Below are 16276 nucleotides of genomic sequence, written 5' to 3' on the forward strand. Positions count from 1 at the left end.
GGGCTCCATGTCCATCACCCCGACGACCATGAACGACGAGCAGCTGGCCGACGCCCTGGCGATCGCCAATGTGCCGACCCTGCTGCCCGTCCTGGTCCAGCTCACCGGGGACACCCGATGGCTGGAGCCCCCCTACCAGCCCTCACGCAACCGCGGGCTGGACGACAACACGGACGGAGGGCTGCCCGAGGAGCTCCAGACGGAGATCCGCCAGGCGGCCCTCGAGGCGATCAAGGCGTGGCGCGACGGCGAGCCCGTCGCGCTGCCCGATCCCTCGCCCGAGATGATGGTCCGGATGCTCTCCTGGGCCATGGGCGAGGAGGTCGCGCCCGAGTACGGCGAGATGCTCGTGGCCGAGCGCGAGGCGCAGGATGCCGACACCACCGGCCCCCGCCTCCCCAACGTGCCCGAGGGCTTCCACGCGCTGGTGATCGGCGCGGGCGTCTCGGGCATCGCCGCGGCGCTGCGGCTCCGAGATGCGGGGATCCCGTTCCGCATCGTCGAGCAGCACGACGATGTGGGCGGCACGTGGTACGAGAACCGCTATCCGGGCTGCGGCGTCGACACGCCCAGCGCGCTGTACTCCTTCTCGTTCGCGCCGCACGACTGGACGAAGTACTTCGCCCTGCGCGACGAGCTGTACGGCTACCTGCAGGAGATCGTCACCGACAAGGACCTGCGCGACTCGATCTCGTTCGAGACGACCGTGACGGCCGCCGCCTACGACGAGGACGCCCAGCGCTGGGAGGTCACCCTGCGCAAGGCCGACGGCAGCACGGAGACGGCGACGCCCAACGTCATCGTGAGCTGCGTCGGCGCGTTCCGCACGCCGAAGTGGCCCGACATCCCGGGCCTGCACGACTTCGCCGGCCCGCTGGTGCACACGGCCGACTGGCCCGCCGACCTGGACCTAACCGGCAAGCGCGTCGCGGTCATCGGCAACGGCGCGAGCGCGATGCAGCTCGTCCCGGCCATCGCCGGCACCGCCGCGTCGGTCACCCAGTTCCAGCGTTCGCCGCAGTGGGCGGCGCCGTTCGAGCTCTTCCACGCCGACGTGCCCGAGCCGCTGCGCCAGCTGTCCCAGAGCGTGTCGCTGTATCGCCTCTGGTATCGCCTGCGGGCGGGCTGGACGTTCAACGACCGCATCCACGTCACGCTGCAGAAGGACCCGGACTGGCCCCACCCCGAGCGCTCGGTCAACGAGATCAACGACGGCCACCGCAAGTTCTTCATCCGCTACATGGAGAGCAAGCTCGCCGACCGGCCCGACCTGCTCGAGAAGGTCACGCCGACCTATCCGCCCTACGGCAAGCGGATCCTGCTCGACAACGGCTGGTACGACACGCTGTTGCGCGACGACGTCGAGCTCGTCACCGAGCCGATCGCCAAGGTCACGCCGACGAGCGTCGTGACCGTCGACGGCCAGGAGTACGAGGCCGACGTGCTCGTCGCCGCCACCGGCTTCGACGTCGCGAAGTTCCTCGGCCCCATCGAGGTCCGAGGGCGCTCCGGCACGACGTTGCGCGACACCTGGGAGGAGGACAACCCGCGCGCCTACCTGGGCACGGCGGTCCCCGACTTCCCGAACTTCTTCATCATCTACGGTCCCAACACGCAGGCCGGCCACGGCGGCAGCCTGATCGGCACCGCCGAGCAGCAGCTCAACTACACGATGAGCATCCTCGAGCAGATGCTCGACGCAGGCCAGGCGGTCGCCGAGGTGCGGCCCGAGCCCTACGAGGAGCACAACGCCCGCGTCGACGCCGCGCACGAGCAGATGGTCTGGACCCATCAGGGTATGACGACCTACTACCGAAACTCGCGCGGCCGGGTCATCGTCAACACCCCGTTCCGGATCATTGACTCGTGGTACCGCACGCGCAAGGCCGACATGGAGGACTACGTGACCGAGCCTCCGCACGGTGACGCCGAGCCGGTCGGCGCCGGCCAGGAGACGGCTTCGTGAGCGTGGCCCTCGAGGGCCACTGCGGCATCATCACCGGGGCCGGGTCCGGGATCGGGCGCGGCCTCGCCGAGGCCTTCATCGCCGCCGGCGCGCAGGTGGCGATCCTCGAGGCCGACGCGGCGGCGGCTGAGCAGGCCGCCGAGGAGCTCGGCGCGTCGGCGGTCGCCTACGGCGGCGTCGACGTGACCGATCCCGAGGCGGTCGAGGCGGCGGTCGGCGCCGCGCACGAGCGCTTCGGCCAGCTCGACTTCCTCGTCAACAACGCGGGCATCCGCCACGAGGCGCCGTTCCTCGAGCACGAGCTCGAGCCGTGGAAGCGCACGCTGGACGTCAACCTTACCGGCGTGTACATCGTCGGCCAGGCCGTCGCGCGGCGCATGGTCGACCGCCCGGGGCGGATCCTGAACATCGCGTCGATCGCCGGCTTGTTGGCCCTGCGCAACCGCGCCGCCTACATCGCGAGCAAGGCCGGCGTGATCGGCCTGACCAAGGCCATGGCCTTCGAGCTCGGCGAGCAGGGCATCTGCGTCAACGCCATCGGCCCGGGCGTCATCGAGACGCCGCTCATCGCCCACTACTTCCAGGACCCGGACCGGACGAAGCTCATCGTCGACAGCATCCCGCTCGGCCGGTGGGGGCACCCGGAGGACCTCGCCGGGCCGGCGATCTTCCTGTGCAGCCCCGCGGCGGCCTACGTCACCGGGCAGTTCCTGTGCGTCGACGGCGGCTGGGTCAGCGGCAAGGGGTACTGAGGTGATCGTCAAGGGGGAGTCCGGCGACCGCTATCCGTGGGAGCCGCTGACCATCGCCCAGCTCCTGCAGCGCGCCGCGCAGGAGCACGGCGACCGGGAGGCCATCGTCGCCCCCGGCGTGCGGATGACGTGGGCGGAGACCGAGGCCGCCTCGCGGCGCGTCGCCAAGGCGATGATGGCCGCCGGCCTCCAGCGCGGCGACCACGTCGCGCTCTGGTGCCCCAACACGGTCGAGTGGGTGTTGACGTGGTTCGCCGCCGCCCACGTCGGCGCGGTGATCGTCACGGTCAACACGCGCTACAAGACCGAGGAGGTCCGCTACATCGTCCACCAGAGCGACGCCCGGCTGCTCGTCATGGTCGGCGAGTTCGTCGGCATCGACTACCTGGGCATGCTCGACCGCCTGTGCCCCGACCTCGCGGGCGAGGGGCCGCCGAACGCCGAGGGCTTCCCCGAGCTCGAGCGCGTCGTCGTCCACGGCGATCGCGTGCCCGACGGGACCCAGGGCTGGGACGCGTTCGTGGCGGCCGGCGAGGCGATCGGCGACGCCGAGCTCGACGCGCGCCGCGACGAGGGCGCCTACGACGAGCCGACGATCATCGTCTACACGTCGGGGACGACCGGCCACCCCAAGGGCGCGGTGCACTCGCACGTCATCCTGCGCAACGAGTGCTCGATCTCCGAGACGATGGACCTCGACGTCGACTGCCGGATCATGAACCACATGCCGTTCTTCCACGTGGCGGGCGGCTTCACCGGGATCCTGCCGCCGCTCATCACCGGCGGCGCGATGCTCCTCATGGACCGCTGGGACCCGACCGCGGCGCTCGAGCTCATCCAGGCCGAGCGCGCGACGGTCATGAGCGGCATTCCCACGCACTTCATCGACCTCATCAACCACCCGCGGCTGGGTGACTTCGACCTGTCGACGCTGCGCTCGGGGTGGATCGGCGGCGCCTCGAACCCTCGCGAGGTCATCGACGCCGTCATCACGAAGCTCGGCATCGCCAACCTCCTGCCGGTCTACGGGATGACCGAGACGACGTCGGTGACCACCAGCCCGCGGCCCGGCGACCCCCGCGAGATCATCTACCGCGGCGTCGGGCTGCCCGTCTCGGACTTCGAGGTCACGCTGGTCTCGCCCGACAGCGGCCAGCAGCTCGGGCCCGGGGTTGAGGGCGAGGTCTGCGTCCGCGGGCACCTGCTCATGCAGGGCTACTACAAGAACCCCGAGGCCACGGCCAAGGTGATCGACGCCGACGGCTGGTTCCACACGGGCGACCTCGGGGTCTTCGACGAGCAGGGTTACCTGGCCATCACCGGCCGGATGAGCGACATGTTCATCGTCGGGGGCAGCAACGCCTACCCGGCCGAGATCGAGGCCGCGCTGGCCGAGCACCCCGCCGTCCGCCAGGCCTACGTCGTCGGCATCCCCGACGAGCGCCTGGGCGAGGTCGGGCTGGCGTTCATCGAGGCCCGCGAGGGCGCCGAGGTCGACAGCGCCGCGCTGCGCGCGTTCTGCAAGGACCGCCTGGCCAACTACAAGATCCCCGCCACGTTCGTGTTCGTCGACGAGTGGCCGATGACCGCCACCGGCAAGATCCAGCGCTTCGTGCTGCGCGAGCAGGCCCTCGAGGTGGCCGGCGCGCCGCAGGCCGGGGCCTGAGGGGCGGCCGTGGCCTCCACCGCGGGCGCCGTCCGCATCGAGGCGGACCCCCAGCACGACGGCGTCGCGCTGCTGACGATCGACCGCCCGCCGGTCAACGCGCTGGGCGCGGCCGGCTACCACGACCTGGCCGACGCGCTGGAGGCCGTCGCCGCCGATCCGGGCGTCCGGGCCGTCGTGCTCACGGGGGCGGGCGAGCGCGCGTTCTGCGCGGGCACCGACATGCGCGACTTCGAGAGCGGCGACGGCGCGTCGGCCGCGACCGCCGCCGGCTGGCGCATGTTCACGACCCTGGGCGCGATGCCCAAGCCGGTCGTCGGCGCGCTCAACGGCCCTGCCGTCGGGGGCGGCTGTGCGATCACGACCGAGTGCGACGTGCTCGTCGCCGTGCCCACGATGCACTTCTCCATCCCCGAGGTGGCGCTGGGCTTCACCGGCGGCGGCAGCCACATCAAGCGCCTGGCCCCCTGGTTCAAGGCCCAGCGCATGCTGCTGCTCGGCGAGCGCCTGGAGGCCGGCGAGGCCCACGCCGCGGGCACCGTCGCCGCGCTGGCCGACGACCGCGACGCGCTCCTGGCGCTCGCGCTCGACGTCGCCGGCCGCCTCGCGGCGCTGGATCCCGACGCCGTGCGCGAGGCGCGCCGCATCTTCCGCGGGCCCGAGGGCGCGGCCGCGCTGACGGGGTACCGCGAGGAGCTCGACCTGCTCGAGCGTCTGCTGCGCGGCCGCCGCGCAGCCGGTTGAGCGACCCGTCCACGCCACACTTGACACGGCGGCGCAGACGATGGGAGTGTACCGATCGTTCCAGTTCACATCCCCGGCCGCGGCCGGGCTCGGGTCGAGGAGCCGTGACCATGGATCCGCGAGTCCCCTCCCGGGACGCCTGCGTTCTCTATGACGTGCTGCACCGTCGCGCGCAGGAGGCGCCCGACGAGATCTTCGCGCTGTTCGAGGAGGACCCGCCGTGGACGAACGCGAGCATGCTCGCCGACGTGCGCCGGACGGCCGCGGCCCTGCAGGCGCTCGGCGTCGCCCAGGGCGACACGGTGGTCTGCTGGCTGCCCAACGGCCCGCACATGGTCCGCTTCTGGTTCGCGCTGAACTACCTCGGCGCGGTGTACGTCCCGATCAACACCGCCTACCGCGGCGGCCTGCTCAGCCACGTGCTCGTCAACTCGGGCGCCGCGATCGCCGTGGTGCACGCCGAGCTGCTGCCGCGCCTGGCCGAGATCGAGGAGCGCGGCGCCGTGCGGACGGTCATCACCGTCGGCGCGGTGCAGGAGCCCGTCGCCGGCCTGGAGCACCTCGACGCGGCCACGCTGCCCGGCCCCGACGCGCCGGAGCCGCCGCCGCGGCCGACCGAGCCCTGGGACACGCAGGCCATCCTCTACACGTCGGGCACCACCGGGCCGTCGAAGGGCGTGCTGTCCTCCTACGCGCAGGCCCGGGCGATGTTCGGCCACCCCGAGATGCCGGGGATGGGGCCGACCGAGCGGTACATGATCAACATGCCGATGTTCCACGTCGGTGGCGCCACGCTGCTGTACGCCATGCTGATCAACGGCGGCTCGGTGGCGGTCGTCAGCCACTTCAGCGGCGAGCGCTTCTGGTCCCAGATCCGCGACACGCAGAGCACCGTCGTGTTCCTGCTCGGGGTGATGGGCAACTTCGTGGCCAGCCGCCCGCCCGCGCCCGACGACGCCGACAACCCCCTCAAGACCGCCTACATCGTGCCCCTCATCGACGACGTCGAGGGCTTCCGCACACGCTTCGGCTGCGACGTCTACACGATCTTCAACATGACCGAGCTCGGCGCGCCGATCCTCAGCGACGTCAACCCCACGCTGCGCGGCACGTGCGGCAGGGTGCGCCCGGGCCACGAGATCCGCCTCGTGGACGCCAACGACTGCGAGGTGCCGGTCGGCGAGGTCGGCGAGATCATCGTCCGCACCGACGGGCCGTGGATGATGAACCACGGCTACAACGCCAACGCCGAGGCGACGGCCGCCGCCTGGCGCAACGGCTGGTTTCACACCGGCGACGCCGCCCGCCGCGACGCCGACGGCAACTACTTCTTCGTCGACCGGCTCAAGGACGCGATCCGCCGCCGGGGCGAGAACATCTCCTCCATGGAGGTCGAGGTCGAGATCGCCGCCTTCCCGGGTGTGCGCGAGGTCGCCGTCATCGCGGTCCCCAGCGAGATCTCCGAGGACGAGGTCCTCGCCGCCGTGGCCCCCGTGCCCGGCGCGACGATCGACCCGCTGGAGCTCATCGAGTTCCTGCGCCCGCGCATGGCCTACTACATGGTCCCGCGCTACATCCGAATCCTGGACGAGCTCCCCAAGACCCCGACCTCCAAGGTGCGCAAGACGCTGCTGCGCGAGGAGGCGATCACGGCCGAGACCTGGGACCGTGAGGCGGCCGGGATCATCCTGCGCGGCGAGCGCCTGTCGCAGGGCACCAGCGATCACCAACCTGTGAAGGGATGACCACGACGATGGGAGCCACCACCATGACCGAGCTGCGCGTGTTCGAGATGCCCCGCACCCGCAGGGTGATCCAGGGATCGGGCGCGACGGCGTCCCTCGCCGGGGAGCTCGACGAGCGCGGCCTGAAGCGCGCGATGCTCGTCACGGGCCGCTCGGTCAGCGCGGGCGAGGGGTTCGCCGCGCTGGTGGAGAGCCTGGGCGACCGCGTGGTCGATGTCTACAACAAGGTCGAGGCCCACAACCCCGTCCAGCGGGTCGTCGAGCTCATCGAGCAGGCCCGCAAGGCCGATGCCGACGTGTTCGTCGCGGTCGGTGGCGGCTCGCCGGTCGACGCCGCCAAGCTCGCCGCGCTGGGCGTCAGCGAGGGCATCGACGACACGGCGGGCCTGGCCGAGTACGCCGTGAAGTTCGAGTATCCCGACATCATCAAGATCCGCCCGCAGACCGCCGAGCCGCTGCCGGTCATCGCGGTCCCGACGACGCTGTCGGCCGCCGAGTGGGACGGGTTCGCGGGCTCGGTCGACCACGAGCGCGACACGAAGGACCTGCACGTCTTCCTCAACCTGACGCCGACCACCGTGGTCCTGGACCCGGCACTGGCCGCGCTCACGCCGCGCGACCTGTGGGCGACCACCGGCGTGCGCGCGCTGGATCACGCCGTCGAGACGGCCTACGCCAAGAACGCTCACCCCTTCACGACGTGGCTGGCCACCGGAGCGCTCGGGATCCTGGCCGAGAACCTGCCGCGCTCGGTCGCCGACGCCGACGACCACGAGGCCGCGCTGCAGTGCCAGATCGCCGCGTGGATGTCGATCATCGGCGTCCACAACGTCTCGCTGGGCCTCTCGCACGGGATCGGTCACCAGCTCGGCGCCGTCGGCATCCCGCACGGCGTGACGTCCTGCATCATGCTGCCCCACGTCATGCGCTTCCTGGAGCCCGTGACCCGCGACCAGCAGGCCGCGATGGCGAAGGTCCTGGCGCGCGGCGGCGATCCCTCCGCGCCGGCCGCCGACCACATGGAGCGCCTCTTCGACGAGCTCGGGGTGCCGCGCCGCGTCAGCGACTTCGGCGTGCCGCGCGAGAAGATGGACGCCGTGGCCAAGGCCACGCTCGGCGACCTCGTCGTCCGCGAGGCGCCCCGCAAGGTCGACGAGCAGGTCGTCTACGAGCTCCTCGAGAAGGTCTGGTGAGCGCGGCGCCGACCTCCACCGTCCGGCCGGACCAGAAGCGCTTCATCCGGCAGGAGGCGGCCAAGCTGTTCGCGCGCCAGGGCTACCACGCGACGGGCGTCGAGGACATCTCGCGCGCCGTCGGGCTGGGGCGCGGTGCGCTGTACCACCACATCGGCAGCAAGGAGCAGCTGCTCTTCGAGATCAGCCGCCTGGGCCTCGACGAGCTCTTCGAGGACACCGAGGGCGTGCTCGCCGACCCGGAGCTGGACGCCGCCGGCCGCCTGCGCGCGATGAGCCGCGTGCTCATGAACAACCTGTATGACAACCTGGCGGCGCTGACGGTGTACTTCCGCGAGGTCGACCTCATGTCGCCGAAGTACCGCCGCCTGCTCGTGCGCCAGCGCGCCGGCTACGAGGCGATCTGGCGTGGGGTGATCGCCGACGGCGTCGCCGCAGGCGAGTTCGCGCCCGTCGACCCCGTCATCGTCAAGGGCATGCTCGGCATGCACAACTACGCCTACCTCTGGATCCGCCAGAACGGCCGGCTGTCGCCCGACGAGCTGGCCGACGTCTTCTGCACCGTGCTGCTCGACGGCCTGCGCGGCCACCGACCGAGGGACTGACCATGGCCGCGGCATCCGAAGACCCGACGGCCGGCGGCGCCGGCCGCGTCGTCCTCGTCACGGGAGGCTCGCGCGGGCTGGGCCGGGCGATCGTCGGCGAGCTCGCCGGGCGCGGCCTGAACCTGTGCTTCACCTACCGCGAGCAGGAGCAGGCGGCCGAGGAGGTCGCCGCCCAGGCCCGTGCCGCAGGCGCCGACACGCTCGTGCTGCGCTACGACCAGGCGCGCGACGACGCCCAGCCCGTCGTCGACGCGATCCTGGAGCGCTGGGGCCGCCTGGACGGTGCGATCCTCAACGCCGGCATGTGGGCGGGCGGCCGCATCGACGAGCTCGACCCCGAGGCGTGGTGGAACGTCGTGGAGATCGACCTGGGCGGCGTGTACCGCTGCGTGCGCGCGGCCGTGCCCGTGATCCGGCGCAGCCCCGAGGGCAGCATCGTCCTCATGTCGTCGATGGTGGGCATCGCGGGCTTCCCCGGCGACACGGCCTACGCCAGCGCGAAGGCCGGCCTCGTCGGCCTCGGCAAGTCGCTGGCCCGCGAGCTCGCGCGCGACGGCACCCGTGTCAACATCCTCGCCCCCGGCTTCGTGGAGTCCGACGCCAACGCGAGCGTCTCCCCCCGGGCCCGGGAGCGGCTGCTGGCCCTCACGCTGCTGGGGCGCTTCGGCCGCGCCGAGGAGATCGCCAGAGCTGCAGTGTTCCTGTCCGAGGAGGCGACGTACATGACCGGCGCCGTCCTCAACATCGATGGAGGAGTCACCACGTGAGCACGTCCGAGCCGATCAGCGTCCCCGACCTGCCGCCGCCCCTGATGGTCAAGGTCGACGAGCCCAGGCTCGGCGATCCGACCGAGCCGGTCGAGCACCTCATCGACGAGCGCTGGCTCGTCGCGTTCGCGACCGCCGTGCACGACGACAGCCCGGCCCTGGTGGACCTCGAGCGTCCAGGCGGGATCATCGCCCATCCCATGTTCCCGGCCTGCGTGGAGTGGCCGCTGTTCTCGCAGGGAGCCCCGAACATCCACGGGCTCGAGCCCCGCGCCCACGCCGGGCTGCACGTCAGCCACGACGTGCGCCTCTACCGGCCGATCCGGCCCGGGGACCACCTGGTCACCACCGCCCACCTCGAGACGGCCCTGCAGCGCTCCGTCGGCATCTACGCCGGCATGGGCTTCACGACCAAGGACGCCGACGGCGAGCTCGTCGCCGAGACGCGCGAGGGCATCCTCTACATCGGCGTCCAGCTCATCGACGGCATCAGCGAGGGGATGACCAAGCACTACCAGCCCCTGGAGCCGCCGCCGCTGCACACGATCGGGAGCTTCGAGATCCCGCCCAGCGAGGCCATCCTCTACAGCGAGTGCTCGGGGATCTACAACCCGATCCACACCGACCCGCGCGCGGCGCGCGACGCCGGCCTCGAGGCCCCGGTCCTGCACGGGACGGCCACGCTGGCGCGCGTGGTGTCGACGATCGTCGGCGCCCACGCCGACGGCGACCCGTCGCGTGTCAGCGGCATCCGCGCGCGCTTCGTGGGCACGGTGACCATGGGCGCCACGGTGACGGTGACCGCGGCGCCCGTCGAGGGCGAGGACCAGATCCAGTTCGAGGCCCACAACGACAAGGGCGAGCGCGTGCTCAGCGAGGGCTTCGTCACCCTGACCGGGGGGAGCTGAGCGGCTCGGGCGCCGGCAGGCCCCGGCGCCGGGGCGCGGCGGCGGGCTCCGGCCCGTCGCCGGCCACCGGGCGCCCGCCGCGCAGCAACGACGCGGCGGCGGCGATGAGGCAGGCGGCGATCGCGAACGCGAAGGCCGCGTGCAGCCCGTCGCGGAACGGTCCCGAGATCAGGCCGGGGAAGAACGTGCTGCCCGTCAGCACCGAGGCGTCGTGCGGCGAGAGGCCGGCCAGCACGTGCGGGCCGAGCAGGTGCTGCACCGGGTTGTAGCCCAGGAAGGCGGCGAACAGGATGGAGACGGGCGGGAGCCCGGCGACCTGGTGCGCCGTGGCGGCGGGCACGCCGTGGGCCTGCAGCCCGGCGCTCATCGTCGCCGGCAGCGTGGCCGACAGCCCGATGATCATCAGCGTGAAGAAGATGCCGATCGACAGGACCTGCGCGGAGTTCTGGAACGTCTGGTTCATCGCCCCGCCCGCGCCGCGGTCGGCGGGCGGCAGGCTGTTCATCACCGCGGCCCGGTTGGGTGAGGCGAACATGCCCATGCCGATCCCGATGAGGAGCAGGATCGCGCCGAACTGGGCGTAGGCGAAGTCCGTCGGCAGCAGGAGCAGCAGCGCGAAGCAGACGGCGGTGAGCAGCATGCCGGCCGTCGCGAACGGGCGGGCGCCGAAGCGGTCCGACAGGTAGCCCGAGGCCGGGCCGGCGACGAGCATGCCCAGCGTGAGCGGCAGCATGAAGATGCCCGCCCACAGCGGCGTCTCGGTGAAGCTGTAGCCGTGCTGGGGCAGCCAGATGCCCTGCAGCCAGATGATGAGCATGAACATCAGGCCGCCGCGGGAGACCGAGGACAGAAACGTCGACAGCGTCCCGAAGGAGAACGCACGGATGCGGAACAGCGGCAGCCGGAACATCGGATGCGCGCTGCGCCGCTCGACGAGCAGGAACGCGACGAGGCAGGCCGCCGCGCCGGCCAGCAGGCCGAGCACCCGCGGGCTGCCCCAGCCGATGGGGTGTCCGCCGGCCGGGCGGATGCCGTAGGTCACCGCGGTCATCACGAGGATGAGCCCGGCGGCGAACGTGACGTTGCCGGCCCAGTCGATGGGCGCAGGGCGCGGCTCGCTCATCTCGCGCAGGCTGCGGTAGGCCCAGACGGTGCCCAGGACGCCGACGGGCACCGAGATGAGGAAGACCAGGCGCCAGTCGATCGGGGCCAGGATGCCGCCCAGCACGAGCCCGACGAACGTGCCGCTGACGCCCACGATGTTGTTGAGCCCGAGCGCCATGCCGCGCTGGTGGGCGGGGAAGGCGTCGGTGATGATCGCCGCGGCGTTGGCCAGCAGGCAGGCGCCGCCGATGCCCTGCACGATCCGGAAGCCGATGAGGTACGCGGCGCCGCTGCGACCCGTCATCCAGTCCACGGCCAGCAGCAGCGAGGCCACCGTGTAGATGACGAAGCCGAGGTTGTAGATCCTGACGCGCCCGACCATGTCGCCCAGCCGGCCGAGGCTGACGACGAGCACGCTCGTGACCACGAGGTAGCCCAGGATCATCCACAGCAGGTAGAAGGAGTTGGAGGGGACGAGCGGGTCGAGGTGGATGCCCCGGAAGATGTCGGGCATCGCGATGATCGTGATCGACCCGTCCAGCGTGGCCAGCAGCACCGCCAGCGTCGCGTTGGCCAGCGCGGTCCACTTGTAGCGGTCGGTGGTCACGCCGATCAACCCTACAGGGTACCTGTACAGGTGACCTGTCCAATCGTCCTCTACACTGCCGCCATGGAGGCCGAGCAGACCACCACGGCCCAGCTGGCGCAGGAGCTGCGGACGACCGTCGGCCGCCTCGTGCGCCGCCTGCGCGCCGAGCCCGGCCCGCCCGTGGCGCAGTTCACGCTCCTGGCCCGGCTCGACCGCTTCGGGCCGGCCAGCATCAGCGACCTGGCCACGGCCGAGCGGATGCGCCCGCAGTCGATGGCCCAGACCGTCCGCGACCTCGAGCGGGCCGGCCTCGTGTCCCGGCGCCCCGATCCCGACGACCGCCGCCGCGCGTTCGTCGAGCTGACCGAGGCCGGGCACGTGATGCTCAGCGACACGCGGGCGCGCCGCGAGGGCTGGCTCGCCGAGGCGCTGGAGCGCGAGCTCGACGCCGGCGAGCGCGAGACGCTGCACGCCGGCCTGGTGCTCCTGCGCCGCCTGGCGGACATCTGATGTGATCCCGGGCATGAGCGTCTTCGATCCCGGCCTGCGCCCCGACGGCGACCCGCGCCGTCTCATCACCTCGCTGCACCACTGGGCGCGGACGGCCGAGGACCGGCCGTTCATCGACTTCGCCGGCCCCGCCGGCACCACGTCGCTGACGTGGGGCGCGTTCGCCGACCGCGTCCGCCGGCTCGCCGCCGGCCTCCTGGACGCCGGCCTGAAGCCGGGCGACCGCTGCGTGCTGCACACGGGCAACACGCTCGGGTTCATGCTCGCGTTCTGGGCGCTGCAGGAGGTGGGCTCCACCACGGTGCCCACGATCGCCCAGTACGCGCCCGACGAGCTGCGCTACGTCGTCGAGCACTCCGGCGCCTGGGGCGTGGTCGCCGCGCCAGACCTGCTCGACGTCGCGCGCGAGGCCGTCGACGGCGTGGGCTGCCACCTGATCATCGACGGGCCGGAGGGCGACGGGACGCCGACGCTGGACGACCTCATCGCCGCGGGCGACCCGGCCCGGGCCCCGGGCGGCGGGGCACCGGGCGACCTCGCGATCATCATGTACACGTCGGGCACGACGTCGCGCCCCAAGGGCGTGATGCTCGGCAACGGCGAGTCGGCCTACACCGCGCGGTCGTTCGCCGAGCACCTGCGCATGCAGCCGGCCGACCGGGTCCTGACGTGCATGCCGCTGTTCCACATCAACGCGATGATGTTCCAGATGATGGCTGCGGTCCTCGGCGGCGCGCGGTTCGTGCTCGTGCCGAGGTTCAGCGCCTCGCAGTACTGGGGCTGGGTGCGCGACCACGAGATCACGATCGGCCACCTCATCAACGGCCCGATTCGCGTGCTGCTCGGCGCCGAGCCCCGGCCCGACGACCGCGAGCACGCGCTGCGCGTCATGAGCTACGGCATGCCGCTGGACCGCGACGAGCTGCTGGCCTTCGCCGACCGCTTCGGGGTCAGCCCGATCATGATCTACGGCATGACGGAGACCTGCTGCGGCGCGACGCTGACTCCTCTGGACGTCGGGGCGCGTTTGGGGCACCAGCACCTCGGGCCGCCACTGCAGGGCTGGGAGGTCGCCGTCGTCGACGAGGAGCTCGCGCCCGTGCCCGACGGTGAGCCCGGCGAGATCGTTGTGCGCTCGCCCGGCGTCATGCGCGGCTACTACCGCGACCCCGACGTGACGGCGGCGACGCTCGTCGACGGCTGGGTGCGCACGAGCGACGTCGGCTATCGCGACGACGAGGGCCAGTTCCACTTCGTCGACCGCATGAAGGACATGCTCAAGCCCAACGGCGAGAACGTCGCGGCGAGCGAGGTCGAGGGCGTCCTGGCCGACCACGAGGCCGTCGAGGAGTGCGCGGTGGTCGGCGTGCCCGACCCGGTGCGCACCGACATCGTCGTCGCGCTCGTCGTGCCCGTCGCCGGGGCGACCGTGACCGCCGAGGAGCTCCAGGCATGGTGCCGCGACCGGCTCGCCCGGTTCAAGGTGCCGTCGATCGTGGAGCTGCGCGACGAGCTGCCCAAGACCTCGATCGGCAAGATCCGCAAGGGCGAGCTGCGCGAGGAGCTGCGCCGCGCGGCGGCCCGGGCCGACTGACGGCGCCGCAGGCTGGCGGATGCGCCAGTTGCCCGCGGCGTCCGCAGCACGGAGGGTGGCGCCAGCCTGCGTTCGACGAAGGGGAGCCTGCCGATGTTCACCGTGATCTTCGAGATCTACCGGCGTGCTGACCGCACGCAGGAGCAGATGCGCGAGCACTGGCTCGGGGTGCACAAGGAGCTCGGGATGAAGATCCCGCACGTCGTGGGCTATCGCCTGTGCCCGGTCACCGAGGCGGCCGGCGTCGAGGGCGAGGAGATCGCCGGCTTCGCGATCTTCGACTTCGACGACCGCGCGGGCTACGAGGCGGCGCTCCAGAGCCCTGAGTTCGCCGAGACGGCGGCCGACGCCGGCGAGTTCGCCCGCCACTTCTCCCAGTACAACGTGGAGGTCGTCCAGGCCATCTAGGCCCGGCAGGCCGCCACGCTGCGCAGCGGCACGTCGCGGACGTTGACGGCGCCCCGCCGCCGTTGCGCTCCGTGTAGACCGCGACGCGCCGGTCACCCGCGGCCAGGACGGCCAGGAGACGCGACGTGATCGTCCGGCGGGCGCTCACGCGCGCAGCCTATGCCGCGGGCGGCGGCTCAGGGCGCGCGGGGAGGATCCTCGCCGGCGGCGCGGGCCTGCTCCTCGGCGAAGCGCAGGCGCGCCTCGGCGGCCTCGGCGGCGCGGCGGTACTCGCGCAGGCGCACGGCGCTCGTCGGCCGCGGTCCGTAGGACCGGGCCTCGTAGAGCTCCAGGCGCTGGCGGTGATGGCGCGCCTCGGCGCGGAGCTGCTCGATGTCGGCGGAGTCGGCCATCCACGCCGACGGTACTCCGATCGCGCCGGGGGCGCTCGGCAGCGCGCGGCAAGCTGGTAGGACTAGGCCCATGCGCTTCCGCAAGCTCGGCGACTCCGACATCGACGTCTCGGCCATCTCCCTCGGCTCCTGGCTCACCTACGCAGGGGGGATCGAGCGCGAGCAGACCGAGGCGTGCACCCGCGCCGCCTTCGACGCCGGGATCACGTTCTTGGACACGGCCAACATGTACGGCAAAGGCGCCGCGGAGGAGGCCTGGGGGGAGATCCTGTCGGGCTATCCGCGCGACTCCTACATCCTGGCCACCAAGGTCTTCTTCCCGATGACCGACGAGGACAACGGCCTGTCGGCCGCCCAGATCGCCAAGCAGATCGACGGCTCGCTGCGCCGGCTGCGCACCGACCACGTCGACCTGTACCAGTGCCACCGCTTCGACGTCGACACGCCCGTCGAGGAGACCATGGAGGCGCTGACCGAGGTCGTGCGCTCGGGCAAGGCCCGGGCCATCGGCTTCTCCGAGTGGGACCCGGAGCAGATCCGCGCCGGGCTGGCGGTGCCCGGCGCGGCCAAGTTCGTGTCCTCGCAGCCGCAGTACTCGGCGCTGTGGCGCGGGCCCGAGCGGGAGGTCTTCGGCCTGTGCGCCGAGCACGGCATCTCCCAGATCGTCTGGTCGCCATTGGCCGAGGGCGTGCTCACGGGCAAGTACCGCCCGGGCGAGCCGCCGCCGGAGGGCTCGCGCGCCGCCAGCGACGCCATGAGCACGTTCATCCGCCCGCGGCTGGAGGACGCGGCGCTGACCGCCGTGCAGGAGCTGCTGCCGATCGCCGAGGGCGCCGGCCTGACGCCGGCCCAGCTCGCGCTGGCGTGGGTCCTGCGCCGGCCCGAGGTCGCGTCGGCCATCATCGGCGCGTCGCGGCCCGAGCAGGTCCACGACAACGCCAAGGCGGCCGACATCGACCTCGGCGACGACGTCATCGCCGCGATGGACGCGGCCCTGGAGGGCGTCGCGCTCACCGAGCCGCGCCTCGCGCCGGGGGCCAGGCGGGGCGTCACGCACCGCTGACGGGGGATCCCGGCGGCAGCAGCACGATCTTGCCCGTCCACCGTCGTGGACGCGGGGGAGGCCCACGGGTGGGCCGACGAGCCCGCCCGCGCCATGCGCATGGTGGCGGGCGACGCCGTCCTCGTGCGCGAGTCGCTCGAGCACGCACCGACGAGCGCCTGGCGGCGATCGCGCGCTCGCCGGGCTACGCGTCGGAGCCCGCGTTCGCCGCGGCGTTCAAGCGCCGCCACGTCGGCGCCGGCCGCTGGCGGACGGCCGCACGCACCGCGG

The 16276-nt window shown here is 72.3% G+C and carries 15 protein-coding genes; 13 read left to right on the forward strand and 2 right to left on the reverse strand.

The features are described from left to right. Positions 1–7 precede the first annotated feature (7 nt). The 9 genes from FSW04_RS06275 (at position 8) to FSW04_RS06315 (ending at position 10346) form a co-directional block, all read left to right on the forward strand. A complete protein-coding gene (locus FSW04_RS06275) occupies positions 8–1966 on the forward strand; it encodes a flavin-containing monooxygenase (protein ID WP_146917455.1) in 1959 nt (652 codons plus the stop codon). Next, a complete protein-coding gene (locus FSW04_RS06280) occupies positions 1963–2718 on the forward strand; it encodes an SDR family NAD(P)-dependent oxidoreductase (protein WP_146917458.1) in 756 nt (251 codons plus the stop codon). Before FSW04_RS06275 ends, FSW04_RS06280 begins: the two co-directional genes overlap by 4 nt. Before the next feature lies 1 nt (position 2719). Further along, positions 2720–4384, forward strand: coding sequence for an AMP-binding protein (locus FSW04_RS06285; RefSeq protein WP_146917461.1), 1665 nt, complete (start codon positions 2720–2722; stop codon positions 4382–4384). A gap of 9 nt (positions 4385–4393) precedes the next feature. Then, positions 4394–5128 (forward strand): enoyl-CoA hydratase/isomerase family protein, encoded by a 735-nt coding sequence (locus FSW04_RS06290; protein WP_146917463.1) that lies wholly within the window; start codon positions 4394–4396, stop codon positions 5126–5128. Positions 5129–5238: 110 nt separating this feature from the next. Next, positions 5239–6873: an AMP-binding protein gene (locus FSW04_RS06295; protein WP_187369293.1), complete on the forward strand. Its 1635-nt coding sequence runs from the start codon at positions 5239–5241 to the stop codon at positions 6871–6873. Between the two features lie 8 nt (positions 6874–6881). Continuing rightward, a complete protein-coding gene (locus tag FSW04_RS06300; protein WP_228430942.1) occupies positions 6882–8066 on the forward strand; it encodes an iron-containing alcohol dehydrogenase in 1185 nt (394 codons plus the stop codon). Then, the gene (locus FSW04_RS06305; protein WP_187369294.1) at positions 8063–8671 is read left to right on the forward strand and encodes a TetR/AcrR family transcriptional regulator; all 609 of its coding nucleotides are present in this window, start codon (positions 8063–8065) and stop codon (positions 8669–8671) included. The genes FSW04_RS06300 and FSW04_RS06305 overlap by 4 nt, the downstream gene beginning before the upstream one ends. A gap of 2 nt (positions 8672–8673) precedes the next feature. After that, a complete protein-coding gene (locus tag FSW04_RS06310; protein WP_146917468.1) occupies positions 8674–9438 on the forward strand; it encodes an SDR family NAD(P)-dependent oxidoreductase in 765 nt (254 codons plus the stop codon). Beyond that, positions 9435–10346 carry a MaoC/PaaZ C-terminal domain-containing protein gene (locus FSW04_RS06315; RefSeq protein WP_146917470.1) on the forward strand — a complete coding sequence of 304 codons (912 nt, stop codon included), beginning with the start codon at positions 9435–9437 and terminating at the stop codon, positions 10344–10346. The genes FSW04_RS06310 and FSW04_RS06315 overlap by 4 nt, the downstream gene beginning before the upstream one ends. Here the strand turns inward: FSW04_RS06315 and FSW04_RS06320 are convergent. Beyond that, positions 10324–12057 (reverse strand): MFS transporter, encoded by a 1734-nt coding sequence (locus FSW04_RS06320; protein ID WP_146917472.1) that lies wholly within the window; start codon positions 12055–12057, stop codon positions 10324–10326. The genes FSW04_RS06315 and FSW04_RS06320 overlap by 23 nt on opposite strands. Positions 12058–12120: 63 nt before the next feature. Here FSW04_RS06320 and FSW04_RS06325 point away from each other — a divergent pair, with 63 nt between their 5' ends. The 3 genes from FSW04_RS06325 to FSW04_RS06335 all read left to right on the forward strand — a co-directional run bounded on the left by FSW04_RS06325 (position 12121) and on the right by FSW04_RS06335 (position 14551). Then, complete coding sequence (locus FSW04_RS06325) at positions 12121–12549, forward strand: MarR family winged helix-turn-helix transcriptional regulator (RefSeq protein WP_146917474.1); 429 nt, start codon at positions 12121–12123, stop codon at positions 12547–12549. A 13-nt stretch (positions 12550–12562) separates the two neighbouring features. Next, complete coding sequence (locus FSW04_RS06330; RefSeq protein ID WP_146917476.1) at positions 12563–14143, forward strand: class I adenylate-forming enzyme family protein; 1581 nt, start codon at positions 12563–12565, stop codon at positions 14141–14143. 93 nt (positions 14144–14236) lie between these two features. Next, positions 14237–14551: an EthD family reductase gene (locus FSW04_RS06335; protein ID WP_146917479.1), complete on the forward strand. Its 315-nt coding sequence runs from the start codon at positions 14237–14239 to the stop codon at positions 14549–14551. 176 nt (positions 14552–14727) lie between these two features. Here FSW04_RS06335 and FSW04_RS25720 read toward each other — a convergent pair whose 3' ends face one another. After that, entirely contained in the window at positions 14728–14943 is a 216-nt protein-coding gene (locus FSW04_RS25720) for a hypothetical protein (RefSeq protein ID WP_187369295.1), read from the reverse strand. Between the two features lie 70 nt (positions 14944–15013). Between FSW04_RS25720 and FSW04_RS06345 the strand changes: the two genes are divergently transcribed. Continuing rightward, positions 15014–16006: an aldo/keto reductase family protein gene (locus FSW04_RS06345; protein WP_146917481.1), complete on the forward strand. Its 993-nt coding sequence runs from the start codon at positions 15014–15016 to the stop codon at positions 16004–16006. Positions 16007–16276 lie beyond the last annotated feature (270 nt).

This window comes from Baekduia soli (assembly GCF_007970665.1).
GTDB lineage: Bacteria > Actinomycetota > Thermoleophilia > Solirubrobacterales > Solirubrobacteraceae > Baekduia > Baekduia soli.